Genomic DNA, 17,323 nt, shown 5'->3' on the forward strand with positions numbered 1-17,323 from the left:
ATGCGATACTATTGCTAGGTATTTCAAGTATCTTGTATTTTTCCAGAAAGGTGGTGTCTGCGTCTTGAATCGAAAACTTTCGATCTTTTCAGCATTCGTGACATTCACGATGATGATTGTTCTCCTCATGGGGGGGACTGTCACAAAAACCGATTCAGGTAACGGGTGCGGAACGGACTGGCCGCTCTGTCACGGTGAATTGATTCCAACCAACCCTAGTGTCGAAACGATGATTGAATATAGTCACCGTGCCGTGACAGGTGTCGTCGGATTATTGATCATCGCGCTTTGCCTATGGACACTCGTCGCATTCAAGGAGCGTCTAGATATAAAAATCTTCGCTTTCCTAGCCTTTATTTTCATGTTGATTCAATCCATCGTTGGTGCAGGAGCAGTCGTCTGGCAACAGTCCGATCTGGTCATGGCGTTGCATTTCGGAATCTCACTGATTTCCTTCGCTTCCTTGCTCATCTTAACGATATTGATCATGGAACGTCCCGGTCGAGAATTCAGGGAATCCGTCCCAGCATTCTTGCGTAAACTTCTGTACGGCTTATTGGTTTATACACTAATCGTCGTGTATACCGGCGCGTTTGTCCGCCACGTCGGTGCTACATATGCCTGTGTCGGCTGGCCGGTTTGCGAACAACCGACTATGACGTTTGAAGCCTGGGTGCAAATGATTCACCGGATACTCGCCGGACTCTTATTTTTCTATACGTTGTTCGTTCACTTCATGGCGATCCGTCTGAAACATCGAACGACACGGACTGCCATGTGGTTTGCGACCTTCTTCATCTCTTGTCAGGTCGCGACCGGTGCCTGGATCGTCTTAGGTGGTCACGCCACTTACGTTCCATTGTTGCACGCATTCTTGATCACGTGTTACTTCGGTGTCATTTCGTATCTCGCATACCATGCTTTCCGGACACGAAAAACAGATTCCCGATTGCATTGATCCTTTTTCAGAGTTCTAAAAAATCGCCGGCTGAATCGTCGGTCGGTATACGCAACAGGGGGTGGATTTTAAAATCCACCCCCTGTTGCCATCTATTGATTTCTTTTATTCTTTAAAACGGGCAATCGCCCGCTTCCGTGCCATGTCATGATCGACGATGGGCATGGGATAATCGTAATCTTTTCGTTGTTGTTCCGTCGGTTCATGAATCGACGTTTTCGGTAAATCCTTGATTTCCGGCAAATAGTTGCGGATGAACGTTCCATCCTTATCAAACTTCTTCGATTGGGTCGTCGGATTAAAAACTCGGAAGTATGGAACGGCATCCGTTCCGACCGATGCCGCCCATTGCCAGCCTCCAATATTCGAGGCGGCCTCATAGTCGACCAGCTTTTGTTGAAAGTACCGTTCTCCTTTTTGCCAGTCAATCAGCAGGTCCTTGGTCAAAAAGGAGGCGACGATCATCCGGAGACGATTATGCATCCATCCAGTCGTATTCAGTTGCCGCATGGCGGCATCGACGATCGGATAACCGGTTTTTCCTTCCGACCAGGCTTTAAACCCTTCTTCATCCTCTTCCCACTTGATTTGCGTATACTGCTCATTGACCGGAAGACGCTTAGCTTCTGGATAATGTAACAGAATCGTATAGTAAAATTCGCGCCAAATCAGCTCCGTGATATAGGTTTGTTTCCCTTTCGAATCCTTCTCCTGGCTGACCGCCTCAAAAATCGTCCGAATCCCAATCTCTCCGGTCCGCAGATAACGTGACATTAAACTCGTGCCATCAACAGCCGGAAGATCCCGCTGCTCTTCATACGATGCCAGGCTAGCCTTCAGGAACTGCTTCAACCGCTTCTTCGCCTGTTCTTCACCGGGTTTAAAATCGATGTCCGATTCCGCCTGTTTAAAATATTCCAGCATGAACGCATTGTTTTGCCGACGCTTTTGATAACGTTCCTGCAGACGCTTGAGGTCGACCGGATACGGTTTTGGCAACTCTTTTTTGAGAAAGGCATTTTTGTACGGGGTGAAGACTTTATAATACGAGCCATCGTTTTTCTTTACGGCATGAGGGTGAAGCAAATGCCGATCGAGCAGTCGTTCCGTCTTCTTCTCGCCGCGTTTTTTGATGATTGCGTCATCCCGTGTCTTGAACGGTTCCACGTATTCCGCATTAAACAGCAGAACGTCAGCCATCTCGGTCGCCTCTAAAAAGTCTGTTTCCGTCCCTTCAATAAACCGAATCGGCATACCGTTTGTCTTACATGTCTTCGCAAACTGTTCAAGCGCTTGGAAAAAATATTGTTGCCGGGCATCGTACTCCCCGATGTACTCCGGATTGATCCAAAACACGAACTCGACGTTTGCCTGCTCGTTCTCTTCGAGATAGTGCGTGGCTTGCGCCAACATGTGATTGTCCTCGATTCGAAAATCACTCCGAATCCAACAAATGATGTTCATAGTCGTTCCTCCCTGAAAGTTGAAAATGAACGAAAAACAGGCAATCCGCCATGCGTTTCGCCTGTTTAACGTCATTATGATTTCTTACTTTTTGGCGTTGCGTGTCAGATGAATTCAATCAATAAATCTTGACCTGCAATCGCTTCGCCTTCTTTTACGTGGACGGCTTTGATTTCACCGTCTTCCGGCGCTTGAATCGTCGTTTCCATCTTCATCGCTTCCGTTACAAGTAACTGTTCGCCTTTACGGACGCGTGTTCCCGGTTCAACGAGGACTTTCAAGACGCTGCCCGGCATCGAAGCACCAATCTGTTTCGGATTCGAACGATCCGCTTTCGGACGGCTGGATGAACTTTCCTTGATGCTGATATCCTTCACTTCGACTTCACGTGGTACACCGTTCATCTCATAATAGATGACACGGACACCATGATCGTTTGGTTGACCGACTTGAATCAGCTTCAGATATAAGGTTTTCCCGCGCTCGATCTCGACTTCGATCGTCTCACCTAAACGCATGCCGTGGAAGAATGTACTCGTATCGAGAACCGAGATATCACCGTATCGCTCGACATATGAACTGTAATCAAGGAAGACTTTTGGGTACAGGGCGTAAGCCAACGCATCGAACTCCGTCACCGGACGTTCCAGCTTTTCGAACAGTTCATGTTTGATGGCATCAAAGTTGAGCGGTTCCATCATCTTACCCGGACGTTCCGTCAACGGTTCGACACCTTTTAAGATAGCCGCCTGAACTTGTTTCGGGAACCCGTCTGGTGGTGTGCCGAGTTCTCCCTTCATCAATTCGACGACCGAATCTGGGAAGTCCAGGTTACTTGCGCGTTCGAGTACATCGTCTTCCGTCAAGTGATGTTGGACCATGAACAGCGCCATGTCTCCGACGACTTTAGAAGATGGAGTAACTTTCACGATATCACCAAACAACATGTTGACCCGGGCATACATCGTCTTGACTTCCGACCAACGATCCGCGAGTCCGACGGCTTTTGCCTGTTGTTGCAAGTTCGAATATTGTCCTCCCGGCATTTCATGATCATAGACCGTCGGGTTTGGCGCTAGCATATCGAGCTCAAATGCTTGATAGAGGTGTCTGACATCCTGCCAGTAATCGGAGACCTGCTCAAATTTCTGTGCCGATACAAGTGGTTGGCGTTTATGACCACTCAAGGCATGAATCAGACTTCCACCGGCCGGCTGACTCGTCAGTCCTGCCATGCTTGAAGCCGCCACATCGACGATATCGACACCGGCGTCAACCGCACGGGCATACGTATAAATCCCGTTTCCGCTCGCATCATGCGTATGAAGATGGATTGGCAGGTCGACTGCGTCTTTTAAGGCAGACACGAGGGCGTAAGCCGCTTCCGGTTTAAGCAATCCTGCCATATCCTTGATGGCAATGATATGTGCTCCGCTTGCTTCCAACTGTTTGGCCAGTTTCACGTAGTACGGCAAGTGATATTTCGGACGGTTCGCATCAAACAAGTCGCCTGTATAACATACGGCGGCTTCCGCGATTTTACCCGTTGGTAAGACCGCATCGATGGCAAGTTGAATCGATTCCGGATTGTTTAAACTGTCAAAGATTCGGAAAACATCGACGCCTGCTTGTGCTGATTCTTTAACGAATGCATGAATGACATTGTCCGGATAGTTTTTATAGCCAACGCCATTTGCTCCACGCAACAGCATTTGAATCAAGACGTTAGGCATCTTCTCACGTAACTTCATCAAACGGACCCATGGATCTTCAGACAAGAAACGGTAGGCGACATCAAACGTTGCCCCGCCCCATGCTTCGACCGAGAACAGTTCCGGCAGTAGTTTTGCTTCCGCTTCCGCAATCGCAACCAAGTCCTTCGTCCGCATCCGGGTCGCCAGTAACGACTGGTGGGCGTCACGGAATGTCGTATCCGTCAATTGAACGCGTTCTTGTGCTTTTAGCCAGTTGATGACACCAAGCGGACCTTCTGCTTCCAGGATAGCTTTTGCTCCGTCTTGATAGGCTGCCGGCAACTCCTTCGGAATCCGTACATCCCGGGCAATTGGTTTGTCAATCTTCCCAATGCCTGGGAATCCGTTAACGGAAACTTCTCCGATGTACGTCAATAACTTCGTTCCACGATCTTGACGTTTCGGGAAGATAAACAATTCCTTCGTATCGTCAATAAAGGACGTGTTGTAATCCCCACTGATAAACGCATGGTGCTTCAAGACATTGCTCAAGAACGGAATGTTCGTTTTAATACCGCGGATTCGGAATTCACTTAAGTTCCGGCTCATCTTCGCGACGGCTTGATCGTATGTCAAACCGTGTGTCGAAATCTTAACGAGCAATGAATCATAATACGGTGAAATTTCTGCTCCAACATATGCGTTTCCACCGTCTAGACGGACGCCAAAACCACCCGGTGAACGGTACGCCTTGATTTTACCCGTATCCGGCAAGAAGCCGTTTTCTGGATCTTCCGATGTAATCCGACTTTGGATGGCAAAACCAAGCATTTGAATGTCTTCTTGAGCAGGAATACCTACCAATTCACTATGTAGCGACTCACCTTCAGCTACCCGAATCTGTGTCTGGACGATATCAATTCCTGTAATCATCTCTGTGATCGTATGCTCTACCTGAACACGTGGGTTGACTTCAATAAAATAGAACGATTCGTCTTGTGTCACCAAAAATTCGACCGTTCCCGCATTCTCATAGCCGACATGCTTCATCAATGTCACAGCAGCATCACAAATCTTCTGTCGTCCTGCATCAGACAACGTGACACAAGGTGCCACCTCGACAACTTTTTGATGACGACGTTGGACGGAACAATCCCGCTCAAACAGATGGACGATGTTTCCATGCGCATCGCCGATGATTTGAACTTCGATGTGTTTAGGACGTTCAATCAGTTTCTCTACATAAATTTCATCGGAACCAAACGCTTTTAAGGCTTCTGATTTGGCCCGTTCAATCATTTCCGGCAGTTCTTCTTCTGTCCGGACAACACGCATTCCTCGGCCGCCACCACCAAGAGAGGCTTTGACCATTAACGGATAACCGGCTTTTTCAGCAAAGGCGTAGGCCTCATCAATCGATGTGATTGGACCATCCGTCCCCGGTATGACGGGAAGACCCGCTTCGATGGCTGTCGTCCGTGCACGGACCTTATCCCCGAAACTGTACAGATGTTCTTCTCGTGGTCCGATGAAGATGATTCCTTCTTCCCGACAACGTGTTGCGAGTTCAATATTTTCTGATAAAAAACCATATCCGGGATGGATCGCGTCACATCCTGCTTCTTTCGCCGTGGCGATGATCCCTTCGATGTCGAGGTAGGCTTCGATCGGCTTTTTTCCTTCGCCGATCCGATACGCCTCGTCTGCTTTATATCGGTGAAGCGATCCCATATCTTCTCGTGAATAAATTGCGACTGTCCGAATCCCAAGTTCGGTTGCCGCACGAAATACTCGAATCGCGATTTCTCCGCGGTTCGCGACAAGAATTTTTTTGATTTTAGTCAACTGATGCTCCCCCTTTAGGTAATGAACTCGTAGCACTCATGTTGCGTGCTTCCTGTACTTCCTTATGATACGCTATCCGGTGCTTGTTTTGCATCGAAATATTTGCCACGACACCGAGCATCGTACTCATAACCAACAGTGACGAGCCGCCGTAACTGATGAACGGCAGGGTCACTCCGGTACCTGGAAACAGACCGGACATGGCGCTGATGTTGATACACGTCTGAATGAAAATAATCGACGAAATTCCTAGTGCGACCATACTGGAATAAATCGATGCCGACTGATAGGCGATTCGTGCCCCTTGGAACATTAAGAAGAACAATAATCCGAGAACAACGAACACGCCTACAAATCCGAGTTCTTCCGAAATGATCGACATGATATAGTCGGTTTCCGGCTCCGGCAGATATCCGTACTTCTGAAAACTGTTCCCTAATCCGACACCAAATATGCCGCCGTGGGCAATCGAGATAACAGAGTTGATCAGTTGATATCCCTTATCCTCCGGATCGAGAAATGGATTGAAGATGACACGAATCCGCTCCATCTGGTTCGCCGAAAAATTATTCAGTGCATACACGCCGATTAATGGTACAGCGATAGCAGCCAATGCGATATAGCCTCTCGGTAAACCGACGGCAAACCAGATCATCGCTGTAATGAGCAACAAGATGAACAATCCTCCGTCATCCGGTTGCATTCGAATGATAATCGCATACGGTGCCAATAAGACAAGCATCGGAATCAACAGCCAGTCCGCAAAACTGAGTAAAATTCGTCTCCAGGACGAAGACGGCGCCATTTGGCTGTGGATGAAATGGTGAACAATCCCGATGACACCGTTCATCTGTCCTTTATGCTTTTGATCAAAATAATTAGCGAGCCCAATGACCAGGACAAACTTACACAGCTCGATCGGTTGGATTAAAAAGATCCCGAAATTCAACCAAGCACGCGCCCCGTTCAACGGTTCAGAAAACAACGTCGCCATCAACATCCCCCATGTAACCACATAAAGCATCAGACGGAAAATCGGTCCCCGAAACACTTCATGATTGACGTGGGCCGCAAATAAAAACAGGACGATGGCCATCGCATCAAACATCAATTGTTTTTCAAAAAATGAAGTGTTGGCATAGTCGCCACCGTTCCACACGCTGGCACTATAGACCATCACCGTACTGATGGCCATCAGAACCAACATCGTAAAGAACAGGCGATAATCAAAAAACGCACGCTTTTCTTTAAACTTCGATTGCATTATGTACACGTCCTTTTTCTAGTTCTAAAAAAAAATACCCAAACGCCGCATTTCACGTTTGAGTAGAAAATCAGCACGTCTCCGCATCATGTAAATCAGATAATTGCTGTTCCAATGAGTCGAGTAGTTGTTTCCCTTCACTCGCATCAATCAGTTCGAGACGAACGGCAAAATCAATTTGACGCGACAATCCGAACATTTGTGTATCCAATACTTCCTCATAAAGAGGACATTGTGGCATCGTTAAATTCGCAAGCTGGACCTCGATCAACCGGCGGATTTTATGGGCATCCGCTTCTAGTAGCTCAAGAGCGCGCTGGCGATGAACTGTCCCGATTTCAGTTGACAATCCAATCCCTCCTCATCAAATGACGCGTTCCTGTTATAGATAAACTTTACCTTACTTTCGCCAACAATTCAACGTTTCGGTATAATGGATTTGCACGACTCATACATTTAGGGGGAATAATGATGATTTTTCCGATCACAGGCAAGGTACGTTATTCACTTACCATCGATCCAACCGTTTGGATCTTTGATGAGCGGAAGATTGAAGTCGATCAAATTGGGAAAGCGACCGACGATAACGCGCAAGAAGCGTATTATGCCAAGATGGGGGCTGCTTGGGATAAAGGGATCACCGAAGGCAGTCGGACCGACCACAATAAGCCGATGACCCGTGAAGAAAAAGATGCAGCCTTGCGGGGAACGTTTGCAATGCCGTTAGCCCCATTCATCCAAAATGCTGAAGTCTTGGACGAGGCAACGATGCTTCGGTTTGAAGGAACCGATACGGTTGAACTGGCGTTACATTGTTTGCCGGAACTGTATCTTCAGTTCTCAAAAGACGGGAAAGTTTTGACGGACGGTCCCGTTCACCTCTTATACCAGGATCAAATCGTGCGTTCCGTCGAACGCATCACGGTTTTTTGAACTACCTCCACCTACGCTTCACTTAGAGGTGAAGGATTCCTGAGTTATCCGACCTACCGGTCGAAACCTGATCAGGCTAACCCCGTCGTCCCGACGGTTGAAGAAGCTAAGATACGTTCGGCTTCTTGTTTAAGATTCAGTCCTGCGTTCACATCTCGGTCGTGATGGATCCCGCAACTCGGGCATGTCCATTCACGCAAGCCAAGATGCTTCACGTCTTTGTGTTGATGTCCGCAACTGGAGCACAGTTGGCTCGATGCGAAGGTCTTCCCGACCTTCACGACGGTCTTTCCGTACCAATCTGCCTTGTATTCCAGCATACGGAAGAACTCCGACCAGCTGACGTCCGAGATGGCCTTGCTCAACTTGCGGTTCTTCTGCATGTTCTTCACCTGCAAGGTCTCGATGCCGATGACGTCGTGGTTTTTGACGATCTCGGTCGATACCTTGTGCAGGAAGTCAGTGCGCTTGTTGGCGATCTTCTCGTGGATACGGGCGACCTTCCGCTTTTGCTTCTGATAATTCTTAGACTCGGAAAGCTTCACTTTCTTGTTCAAAGCGATGCGTTGACGACGGGAGAGCTTACGCTGTTCGCGCGCCAGTTTCTTCTCGAGTGTACGGAAGTAACGGTCGTTCTTATACATCGTGCCGTCCGACAGGATGGCAAAGTGCTTGAGTCCAACGTCGACGCCGACAGATGAACCAGTCTTCGGCGGCTCGTTGATTTCCTGCTCGACGAGTAGGGAGACGAAGTATTTGCCTGAAGCGTTGCGTCGGATCGTGGCGTTCAAGATACGGCCTGTGACCTGTTTCGAATGGGCGAAACGCACCCATTTCAGCTTCGGAAGTTTGAGCTGGTTGCATTCAATCGAGACTTCAGGAAGCTGGTTTTTACCTTGGATGTTGGTTTTGTACGACTGGACGGGATTGCGCTTGGACTTGAATCGAGGGCGTTCGTTCTGCTTCTTGAAGAAGCGGTCAAACGCATCAGCAAGATGCTTGACGCTGATCTGAACAGAGGTACTATCGACTTCCTTCAACCAGTCGAACTCCTGCTTTAACAAAGGAATTTCTTTGGAACAAGAACCGTAGGACAGTCCTTTTCCAGTGGTCTTATACGTTTCATCCCACTTCGCCAAGAAGTGGTTGAAGATGAAGCGTGAACACCCAATCGTCTTCGCGATCAGGATTTCCTGCTCTTTTGTGGGGTAGATTCTGAATTTGTAGGCCTTGTGCTTCAACACCATTTTTCACCTCCTTCAAAGGGAATATACCCGAAAGGCAGGCAAGCGATTCATCTCCCACTTTCACTTCGTTTAGAAGTGGGCGTATTCTCGCCTAATTTTGATAAAACAACAAACCGCTCTGGTTCTCCCTAAAAATAGGGAGAACCAGAGCGGTTTTTTTACAGTTAGATTTTTTATTTTTAGAGAAGATCGGCTGCAAGACGAGCCAAGTTCGACCGCTCTCCTTTGACCAACTTAACGTGCCCGGTCATTTTTTCACCTTTTAAACGCTCGACGGCGTAAGACAGTCCGTTGGAATATTCATCGAGATACGGGTGGTCAATCTGTTGCGGATCGCCTACAAGAACAATCTTAGAATTTTCGCCGACCCGTGTTAAAATCGTTTTCACTTCGTGTTTCGTTAAATTCTGCGCTTCATCGATGATGATGAATTGTCCCGGCATGCTTCGACCCCGTATATACGTCAACGCTTCCAATTGGATCGACTTCATACCGGCCAGAATATTCCCTAACTCGTCGCCTGAACTCGTATTAAACAGGTGCTCCAAGTTGTCATAAATCGGTTGCATCCATGGACGTAGTTTCTCTTCCATTTCTCCCGGCAAATACCCGATATCATTCCCCATCGGAACAACCGGTCGAGCGACGACCAGCTTTTTGTAACGATGCTCATCTTCCACTTGTAATAAACCTGCTGCGAGCGCGAGCAACGTCTTCCCTGTCCCCGCCTTCCCGACGAGAGTCACGAGCGGCACATCGTCACGAAGCAATAATTCGAACGCCATCCGTTGTTGAACGTTCCGAGGAATGACTCCCCAGACTTGATCGACATCGAGTGACAGTGCACGGATGATCGGCATTTCTTGATCGACGACAGCAATTGCCGAAGCTTTCGACATGTTACTTTTTAAAATGACGAACTGATTGGGATGGACTTTTTCGGGCAGCAGGTCTACCGACAACCGTTTATCTTGATAAAACGCATCGATATACTCTTGATCCACGGTCAATTCCACAAACCCCGTATAGAGTCCCGTTAAATCCGCAATATGATCCGTCAGGTAATCTTCTGCCACTAAACCGTATGCGTCCGCCTTTACCCGGACTAAGATATCTTTTGAAACCAAAATGACATCACGACCGCTTTGTTGTTCTTTTTGCTCCCGGTGAATCGACCAGGCCAGCTCCAAAATCTTATTATCGTTCGATTCATGGGTGAACGGTGACGCATCACTGATCGTATCGCCGATGTCGACACGCAGAATCCCGCCGTTTCCTAAGGGAACCCCTGCATGCAAGTGTCCTGTTTCCCGCAGTTGATCCAGAATCCGTGCCGTTTCACGGGCGTTTCGTCCGACCTCATCCATGTTACGTTTTTTTCCGTCCAGTTCTTCTAGGACGATGGCCGGAATGACGACATCGTGTTCTTGAAATTGAAACAAGGATAACGGATCGTGTAGCATGACATTGGTATCGAGCACATATATTTTTTTCATTCCATCGGTCGCCCCTTTAGAGTCGAGTTTTGATGAATGTTAAGATTTTAAAATCGTATGAATCTGATGATCTAACCGCACCGCCGCCGCCTCATCGTACGTTTTATGCACACGCGGTCGTTCGGATACGGCAGCCCCATAAAACAAAATATCACGTACTTCTTTTAATTCTCCTTCATACAACGCTACCTTTAAAGGTAACGATTCCGTTGTTTCAAACGGCTTTACATCCGTACAGGTCAAACTGTACGTCGACTGATCCGCAAAGAAAATCAGGGTGAAGATTGGATGATCGGTTAATGTTTTCACAATCAGCGAGTCGGCTTCAATCGCAAAGCGAATCGTCGTCTCATCTTTCGCATGCACCCAACTGATGGCATGCGTGATCGGCCAGCTTGTTGATTGGTCATGCGTGATTAAGAAAACAAGTGGTAAATCCGTTAATGCTTCCATCTGCTTGTCACTCAGACGATGTTCCACTTTATTTGCCATGGTACCACCCCCTCTTCTGCTTATTGGATACATTCGATATCGGATCTGCGCATTCCTTTTTCGATTTGAACAATTCTTAAATATGATATACTAAGAAAAAAAGAGGAGGACCTCCCATGCGTGTAAAATGCACCATTTGTGATAAAAGAGAAACCATCGATGATTGGTCCTTCACAGCGAAACGGCTGCGGAACAAACCAGTCCGTGTCTACATATGTGACGAATGCCATGAACGGGTTACCCAGCGAACGTTGGCGCGTCAGGAAACGGGACAGTTCCACCTGTATCCGACGTGGGCGACAACTAAAAAGAGATGGTGAACTACTTTGACTATCAAAGTAGTTTTTTTATGGCGTCAAACGGACGAGTACATCATCCTCGTCACCGGGGTTCCCTCTGCCGTCTGTATTGTTTGTAATATAATAAAGAGCCTCTCCGTCGACCATCACGTCACGAATCCGACCTCGATCCGATACGACCTGTTCCACTTTTGACGTTGAAGTCTCGATTGACCGCAGACTTTGGCCGACAAGTGTTCCAAAATACAATTTACCGTCAAGTGCTGCGATACCGCTCGGCGCGACGGATTGTTCTCCGACTTCATACCAAGGTGTCACCAGTCCTTGCTGTTTTTCCGTTCCTTCGATCAACGGCCATCCGTAATTCTTCGATTCGATTCGATTGATTTCATCATGACCACTCTGCCCATGCTCCGTTGCATAAAGCGTTTGATCGACAAACACCAATCCTTGTGGGTTTCGGTGACCATAACTGTAGACATATTCCCTTAAGTTCCCGTCAGCCGGACTCCCGTCTAACTTCATCCGTAAAATCTTGCCTGCTAAGGAAGACAACTTTTGGGCATTTTCTGGTACTGCTGCATCTCCTGCTGTCACATATAAAAAGTCATCCGGTCCGATTTCGATGCGTCCGCCGTTATGAATGGACGCACCCGGAATCTCGTCGAGCAAAACACGTGTTTCTTTCCACGTATCGTCTTGTTCAACGATTTCAATGACACGGTTGTACAACGTTCCATTTTTTTCGTACGTGTGATAAACGTATGCCGTCTGATTATCCGAGAAGTCGGGATCAAGCGCCATCCCCAGCAGACCACCCTCCCCTTCAGCCACGACGTTCTCTGACAGATCAAGCTCCATCCGGACCTGTTCCTTACTCGACCCTTTCAGAATCGTTCCTTCCCGCTCCGTGATATAAAACGTGTCTTCATTTTTTTCAATATTCCACGGTGTCCGTAACTCTTTTAATACAACATTACTTTCGACGGTTTTCGCTGTTTTCGGTACGGACGTTGATTGGTCTGTTGATGAATCACGTTCTTCAGATTGTGAACAGCCTGCTAAAACGATTGCAAGGCTGACTGGAATACTCCATGTATGCTTCCACATGCTTTATCACCCCTTACCGTTTTTTTCCCCAAACCGTCCTGATTATTCCTCAATTCGAACATACCGCCATTTTCCCATCGTTTTACACAAAAAAACCCGCCTTCTGATTAGAAGACGGGTCCAAGCGTATATCAACTTACGTAGCAGTCCGTTCCCGCTCACGTTTGACCATCCACATCCGGAACCGGTAGATTCCAAGAATGACGACCATCACGAGCAAGACCTCAGGAATCGGCCACGTCCAGAAGACGAGTGTTAACGCAGCTGAGAAAACAGCCAACATCAGATAGACAATCAGTGATTTCCACCAGGCCAACTCTTTTGCAAAACCTAATTTAAACACGATCAACGTCAAGATGACGACGGTAATCATCAGCGCGTTAAAACCAGCGCTTAGATTATTTGGATCACTTCCTACGCCGACTAACTTGGCGACGGCAGGAATATCATATTTCGAGAAATCAGAAGCAACGGCAGGTTGTGCAGTCATTGCCAGTCCCCCTTACGTGTTAAGAGCTCAGTCTTTACCAAGACGACGACGCTTGTCTTGTTTTTCACGTTCGTTTTTGTTCAATACTTGTTTACGAAGACGAACTGATTCTGGTGTGATTTCACAGTACTCATCTTCATTCAAGAATGTCAACGATTCTTCAAGTGAGAAGACACGTGGACGTTTAAGAACGTTTGTCGTATCCTTCGCAGATGCACGCATGTTTGTCAATTGTTTCGCTTTAACGACGTTAACAGCGAGATCGACGTCACGGTTACATTCCCCGATGATCATTCCTTCGTATACTTCAAGGCCTGGCTCGATGAAGATCGTTCCACGGTCTTCGAGTGCAGAGATAGCGTAAGCAGTTGCTTTACCAGTTTCGATTGAAACCATAACACCACTGCGGCGTCCACCGATGTCTGCATTGATGAACGGACGGTATTCTTCGAATGTGTGGTTCATGATTCCGTATCCGCGTGTTGCAGATAAGAATTCATTCCGGTATCCGATCAATCCACGTGAAGGAACGATGAACTCCATTTTTGTTTGTCCGTTATCCATTGTTTGCATGTTCGTCAGTTCACCTTTACGGAGACCAATCGATTCCATGACGCCACCAGTGTATTCTTCCGGTGTATCAATGACAACGCGCTCAAACGGCTCAACTTTTACGCCGTCTTCAACCTTGATGATTACCTGCGGTTTAGATACTTGAATTTCGTATCCTTCACGACGCATGTTTTCGATCAAGATACCGAGGTGAAGCTCACCACGGCCAGATACGATCCAGCGGTCCGGTGAATCTGTGTTTTCGATGCGGAGTGAAACGTCTGTTTCAAGCTCTTTTTCAAGACGCTCTTCGATTTTACGCGAAGTGACGAGGTCACCTTCACGACCAGCGAATGGCGAGTTGTTGACGATGAACGTCATTTGAAGAGTCGGCTCATCGATACGAAGTAATGGGAGTGGATCGACGTGTGAAGTCGGGCAAACCGTTTCCCCAACGTTGATGTCTTCCATTCCTGCGATTGCGATCAAATCTCCAGCTTTCGCTGCTTCGATTTCGACGCGTTTCAGACCGAAGTAACCGAATAATTTCGTTACACGGAAGTTTTTGATTGATCCATCAAGTTTAGAAAGCGACACGCTGTCTCCAACTTTGATTTCTCCACGGAAGACGCGTCCTACTCCGATACGACCAAGGTAGTTATCGTAGTCAAGCATCGTAACTTGGAATTGTAATGGATCCATGCTGTTATCAACAGGAGCCGGTGTGTGTTCAAGAATCAAGTCAAGAACGTTTGTAATTGTATCTTCTTGATTTTCAAGTTCAGGGTCAAATGAACTTGAGCCGTTGACTGCCGATGCATAAACGACTGGGAATTCGAGCTGATCTTCATCTGCTCCAAGGTCAATCAAGAGGTCGACGACTTCGTCAACAACTTCGAGCGGACGAACCATCGGCTTGTCAATTTTATTGACGACGACGATTGGTTGGAGACCTTGCTCAAGTGCTTTTTTCAATACGAAACGTGTTTGTGGCATACAGCCTTCACGTGCGTCAACAACGAGGATAACGCCGTCAACCATACGCATGATACGTTCAACCTCACCACCGAAATCGGCGTGACCTGGTGTATCAACGATGTTGATGCGTGTATTTTTGTAATCGATTGCTGTGTTTTTCGCAAGGATCGTGATTCCGCGCTCACGCTCGATATCATTTGAGTCCATTGCGCGTTCTTCAACTAGTTCATTCGCACGGAATGTTCCAGATTGTTTTAAAAGCTCATCGACGAGTGTCGTTTTACCATGGTCAACGTGGGCGATGATCGCGACGTTGCGTAAATCATTTCTTACTACTGTTGTCATAGGTGTGTACCTCTTTCTGTTCATTTAAATAATCCATAAATACTTTCGGTCAACTTTAAGAGTATAGCACAGGTTGACTGGTAGTTGGCAATCACTTCGATTGAAGATGATAGCGAAAGCCTTTTCATTGTCCCCGATTCACGCTAAACTAGAGACGAGTTCATGTATCGTGAGGGGGAAACTACAGATGCGAATTATTTTTCTATTATTAGCCATCTTGGCAGTTGGGTCGATGGCTTCGATCGGTATTTTTATCGCAGAGCAAAACGTCGTGATGATGTTTGTCTCCATATTACTGATGATTGTCTCGATGGCTGTCGGCTTTGTTCTTAAAGCCCGGCTGCGCAAGCAAGCTTAAACGCCCAGACAGGGCGTTTTATTTTTGCACATACGTCAATACGTCTGAAACAAACCGTTGACTCCCGGCAAGAACACTCGTCTGTTCCAAAAAGCTCATATCCGCTCCTTCAATCGTGCCGACACGTCCACCCAACTCTTCAATCAACAGTTGCCCCGCTGCATAATCCCAAGGCATGTTGCGCATCGTGATGTAACCGTCTACGCGACCGGCGGCGACCCAAGCAAGTTCAAGGGATGCCGCTCCGACCGCACGTGTTCCGACCGCATCACGGACGAGTGGAGCGAGCAGGCTCGGATCAATCCGGCGATTCGCCGTCACCCACGTCGCATTCATGCAGATGATGGCTTCTTTGACCGGACGATCTTCGATTGGATCCAGACGAATTCCATTCTCATACGCCCCTTGTCCTTTGATGGCATGGAACATTTCATCTGCCATTACGTCATATACAAAACCGTAACGTAATTCGCCATCAATCATGATGGCAATAGACACCGCAAACAATCGTTTCTGACGAATGAAATTCATCGTCCCATCAATCGGGTCGACAAACCAGATGGTGCCGTCCAATGTATCCGGTCGCTCAATTCGTCCCTCTTCTCCATAAATCAGATGATCCGGATATTTTTCCAAGATGCCCTTGATCAACAAGTCTTCTACATGTTGATCAATTTCGGTGACGAGATCACTTTTGTTCGTTTTTTCTTCTATATGATACGCCTGATCCATTTTTTGACGGATGTACTTTCCTGCCCGTTTCATCAGATCAATCGCATGCAACTCCAGCCCCTGCATCTGTCTCACCCCTTCAGTCTGTCGAACATCATAATACTCTATAATAGTAACAAAAAAAATCAACCAACGAAAAGATTCGCTGGTTGATTCTGGCATTATTTTATTTTGAGTTATTTTATTGTTAAATGGAACGCATGTCTTACGCTTCGAGGCGTACCATCTCTTGACGGTATTTTTCAAGGCGTTCCTTACTCGCACCTACCGCTTCCGTATCACTTGCTACGATTGCATCATGCAATGTTGCAAGTTCATAATCGATTTCGAGGCGCAATACAGGAATGCGTTTTTCTGCATCTTTTCTTTTGTATGCTTCTATCACTTGTTTCACAGTAACCACACTCCTTCGCGGGATAAACAAATTTACTTAGTTATCAGACAATTGCGACTAATTAGTGGATTGAATCCATAATAGTACGAATCAACTTAGATGTAAAGTATCTATTTTTAAAAATTACAGTTACACGATATCGTCTTGTATGTAGTATATAACCAGTTTTTGTTTTTTCTAAACAAACAAACGGCTTTCCCCCTTCTATATGAAGGAGTGAAAGCCGCTTACACTAGGACATGTTCAGCATGTTAGACGCTTTTGTGGATAGACCTGTCTTATTTCTTCAATCGCAAAAGTGGCTGTTCTTGTTTTCTTGCTTGTTGGACGGCGCGGTAACTAGAACATCCGGTCTCTTCAAAATAAAATTGATCCAATTGTTTTTCTTCTGATTTTGAGTTGACGATTGCCTTAAACGCTTGGTAAGCACTTAAGAAGGCACTACGATCAACTCCTTTTTCATAGGCTTCTTCGACGACGTTAAAAAAATGGATGACGGTAACGATTTCGTCCGTAGACCAGTCCGGATTAATCGGATAATTGACTGCCATTGTGACACTTCCTTTCTTGACGCTTTCTATTTTACAACGAAATCGCGTATAAAACAGTTGCAACCTCATGAAAACTTGTTATAGTTAGCTTGTTTGATTGTTTTTTTATTCGGTTTTAAGG

At 46.8% G+C, this 17,323-nt stretch carries 17 protein-coding genes; 4 read left to right on the forward strand and 13 right to left on the reverse strand.

Annotated elements, in window-relative coordinates:
- Nucleotides 1-64: 64 nt before the first annotated feature.
- Nucleotides 65-958: a COX15/CtaA family protein gene (locus D3D03_RS07055; RefSeq protein WP_026832530.1), complete on the forward strand. Its 894-nt coding sequence runs from the start codon at nucleotides 65-67 to the stop codon at nucleotides 956-958.
- A gap of 105 nt (nucleotides 959-1,063) precedes the next feature.
- Here the strand turns inward: D3D03_RS07055 and D3D03_RS07060 are convergent, their stop codons facing one another.
- From D3D03_RS07060 to D3D03_RS07075, 4 genes are all read right to left on the reverse strand, one after another.
- Nucleotides 1,064-2,422: a cryptochrome/photolyase family protein gene (locus tag D3D03_RS07060; RefSeq protein ID WP_119923224.1), complete on the reverse strand. Its 1,359-nt coding sequence runs from the start codon at nucleotides 2,420-2,422 to the stop codon at nucleotides 1,064-1,066.
- Between the two features lie 104 nt (nucleotides 2,423-2,526).
- Nucleotides 2,527-5,961, reverse strand: coding sequence for a pyruvate carboxylase (locus D3D03_RS07065; RefSeq protein ID WP_119923225.1), 3,435 nt, complete (start codon nucleotides 5,959-5,961; stop codon nucleotides 2,527-2,529).
- Complete coding sequence (locus D3D03_RS07070; RefSeq protein WP_026832527.1) at nucleotides 5,954-7,225, reverse strand: FtsW/RodA/SpoVE family cell cycle protein; 1,272 nt, start codon at nucleotides 7,223-7,225, stop codon at nucleotides 5,954-5,956. Before D3D03_RS07070 ends, D3D03_RS07065 begins: the two co-directional genes overlap by 8 nt.
- A 70-nt stretch (nucleotides 7,226-7,295) precedes the next feature.
- Nucleotides 7,296-7,574, reverse strand: coding sequence for an Fpa/YlaN family protein (locus tag D3D03_RS07075; RefSeq protein ID WP_014970798.1), 279 nt, complete (start codon nucleotides 7,572-7,574; stop codon nucleotides 7,296-7,298).
- Nucleotides 7,575-7,696: 122 nt separating this feature from the next.
- Between D3D03_RS07075 and D3D03_RS07080 the strand changes: the two genes are divergently transcribed.
- Nucleotides 7,697-8,158 (forward strand): hypothetical protein, encoded by a 462-nt coding sequence (locus D3D03_RS07080; RefSeq protein ID WP_026832526.1) that lies wholly within the window; start codon nucleotides 7,697-7,699, stop codon nucleotides 8,156-8,158.
- 71 nt (nucleotides 8,159-8,229) lie between these two features.
- Here the strand turns inward: D3D03_RS07080 and tnpB are convergent, their stop codons facing one another.
- The 3 genes from tnpB to D3D03_RS07095 form a co-directional block, all read right to left on the reverse strand.
- The gene (gene tnpB / locus D3D03_RS07085; RefSeq protein WP_026832525.1) at nucleotides 8,230-9,402 is read right to left on the reverse strand and encodes an IS200/IS605 family element RNA-guided endonuclease TnpB; all 1,173 of its coding nucleotides are present in this window, start codon (nucleotides 9,400-9,402) and stop codon (nucleotides 8,230-8,232) included.
- 182 nt (nucleotides 9,403-9,584) lie between these two features.
- Entirely contained in the window at nucleotides 9,585-10,901 is a 1,317-nt protein-coding gene (locus tag D3D03_RS07090) for a PhoH family protein (RefSeq protein ID WP_026832524.1), read from the reverse strand.
- Nucleotides 10,902-10,940: 39 nt separating this feature from the next.
- Nucleotides 10,941-11,393, reverse strand: a complete 453-nt coding sequence (locus D3D03_RS07095) for a PNPOx family protein (protein WP_028105970.1) — start codon at nucleotides 11,391-11,393, stop codon at nucleotides 10,941-10,943.
- 116 nt (nucleotides 11,394-11,509) lie between these two features.
- Between D3D03_RS07095 and D3D03_RS07100 the strand changes: the two genes are divergently transcribed.
- The gene (locus D3D03_RS07100) at nucleotides 11,510-11,713 is read left to right on the forward strand and encodes a YlaI family protein (protein WP_026832522.1); all 204 of its coding nucleotides are present in this window, start codon (nucleotides 11,510-11,512) and stop codon (nucleotides 11,711-11,713) included.
- 27 nt (nucleotides 11,714-11,740) lie between these two features.
- On the opposite strand, the gene D3D03_RS07105 is transcribed toward D3D03_RS07100, so the two are convergent.
- The 3 genes from D3D03_RS07105 to typA all read right to left on the reverse strand — a co-directional run bounded on the left by D3D03_RS07105 (nucleotide 11,741) and on the right by typA (nucleotide 15,167).
- Complete coding sequence (locus D3D03_RS07105) at nucleotides 11,741-12,802, reverse strand: PQQ-dependent sugar dehydrogenase (RefSeq protein ID WP_119923226.1); 1,062 nt, start codon at nucleotides 12,800-12,802, stop codon at nucleotides 11,741-11,743.
- A 136-nt stretch (nucleotides 12,803-12,938) separates the two neighbouring features.
- A complete protein-coding gene (locus D3D03_RS07110) occupies nucleotides 12,939-13,292 on the reverse strand; it encodes a YlaH-like family protein (RefSeq protein WP_026832520.1) in 354 nt (117 codons plus the stop codon).
- A 27-nt stretch (nucleotides 13,293-13,319) separates the two neighbouring features.
- Nucleotides 13,320-15,167, reverse strand: coding sequence for a translational GTPase TypA (gene typA / locus D3D03_RS07115; protein WP_026832519.1), 1,848 nt, complete (start codon nucleotides 15,165-15,167; stop codon nucleotides 13,320-13,322).
- A gap of 187 nt (nucleotides 15,168-15,354) precedes the next feature.
- On the opposite strand from typA, the gene D3D03_RS16725 reads away from it, so the two are divergent.
- Complete coding sequence (locus D3D03_RS16725; RefSeq protein ID WP_158583691.1) at nucleotides 15,355-15,525, forward strand: DUF5325 family protein; 171 nt, start codon at nucleotides 15,355-15,357, stop codon at nucleotides 15,523-15,525.
- Between the two features lie 18 nt (nucleotides 15,526-15,543).
- Here D3D03_RS16725 and D3D03_RS07120 read toward each other — a convergent pair whose 3' ends face one another.
- The 3 genes from D3D03_RS07120 to D3D03_RS07130 form a co-directional block, all read right to left on the reverse strand.
- Nucleotides 15,544-16,323: an inositol monophosphatase family protein gene (locus D3D03_RS07120; protein WP_026832518.1), complete on the reverse strand. Its 780-nt coding sequence runs from the start codon at nucleotides 16,321-16,323 to the stop codon at nucleotides 15,544-15,546.
- 139 nt (nucleotides 16,324-16,462) lie between these two features.
- Nucleotides 16,463-16,651, reverse strand: coding sequence for a hypothetical protein (locus D3D03_RS07125; protein ID WP_026832517.1), 189 nt, complete (start codon nucleotides 16,649-16,651; stop codon nucleotides 16,463-16,465).
- 278 nt (nucleotides 16,652-16,929) lie between these two features.
- The gene (locus D3D03_RS07130; RefSeq protein ID WP_119923227.1) at nucleotides 16,930-17,202 is read right to left on the reverse strand and encodes a UPF0223 family protein; all 273 of its coding nucleotides are present in this window, start codon (nucleotides 17,200-17,202) and stop codon (nucleotides 16,930-16,932) included.
- Between the last annotated feature and the right edge of the window lie 121 nt (nucleotides 17,203-17,323).

The sequence above is a fragment of the Exiguobacterium sp. RIT452 genome (genome assembly GCF_003598705.1).
Lineage (GTDB): Bacteria > Bacillota > Bacilli > Exiguobacteriales > Exiguobacteriaceae > Exiguobacterium_A > Exiguobacterium_A undae.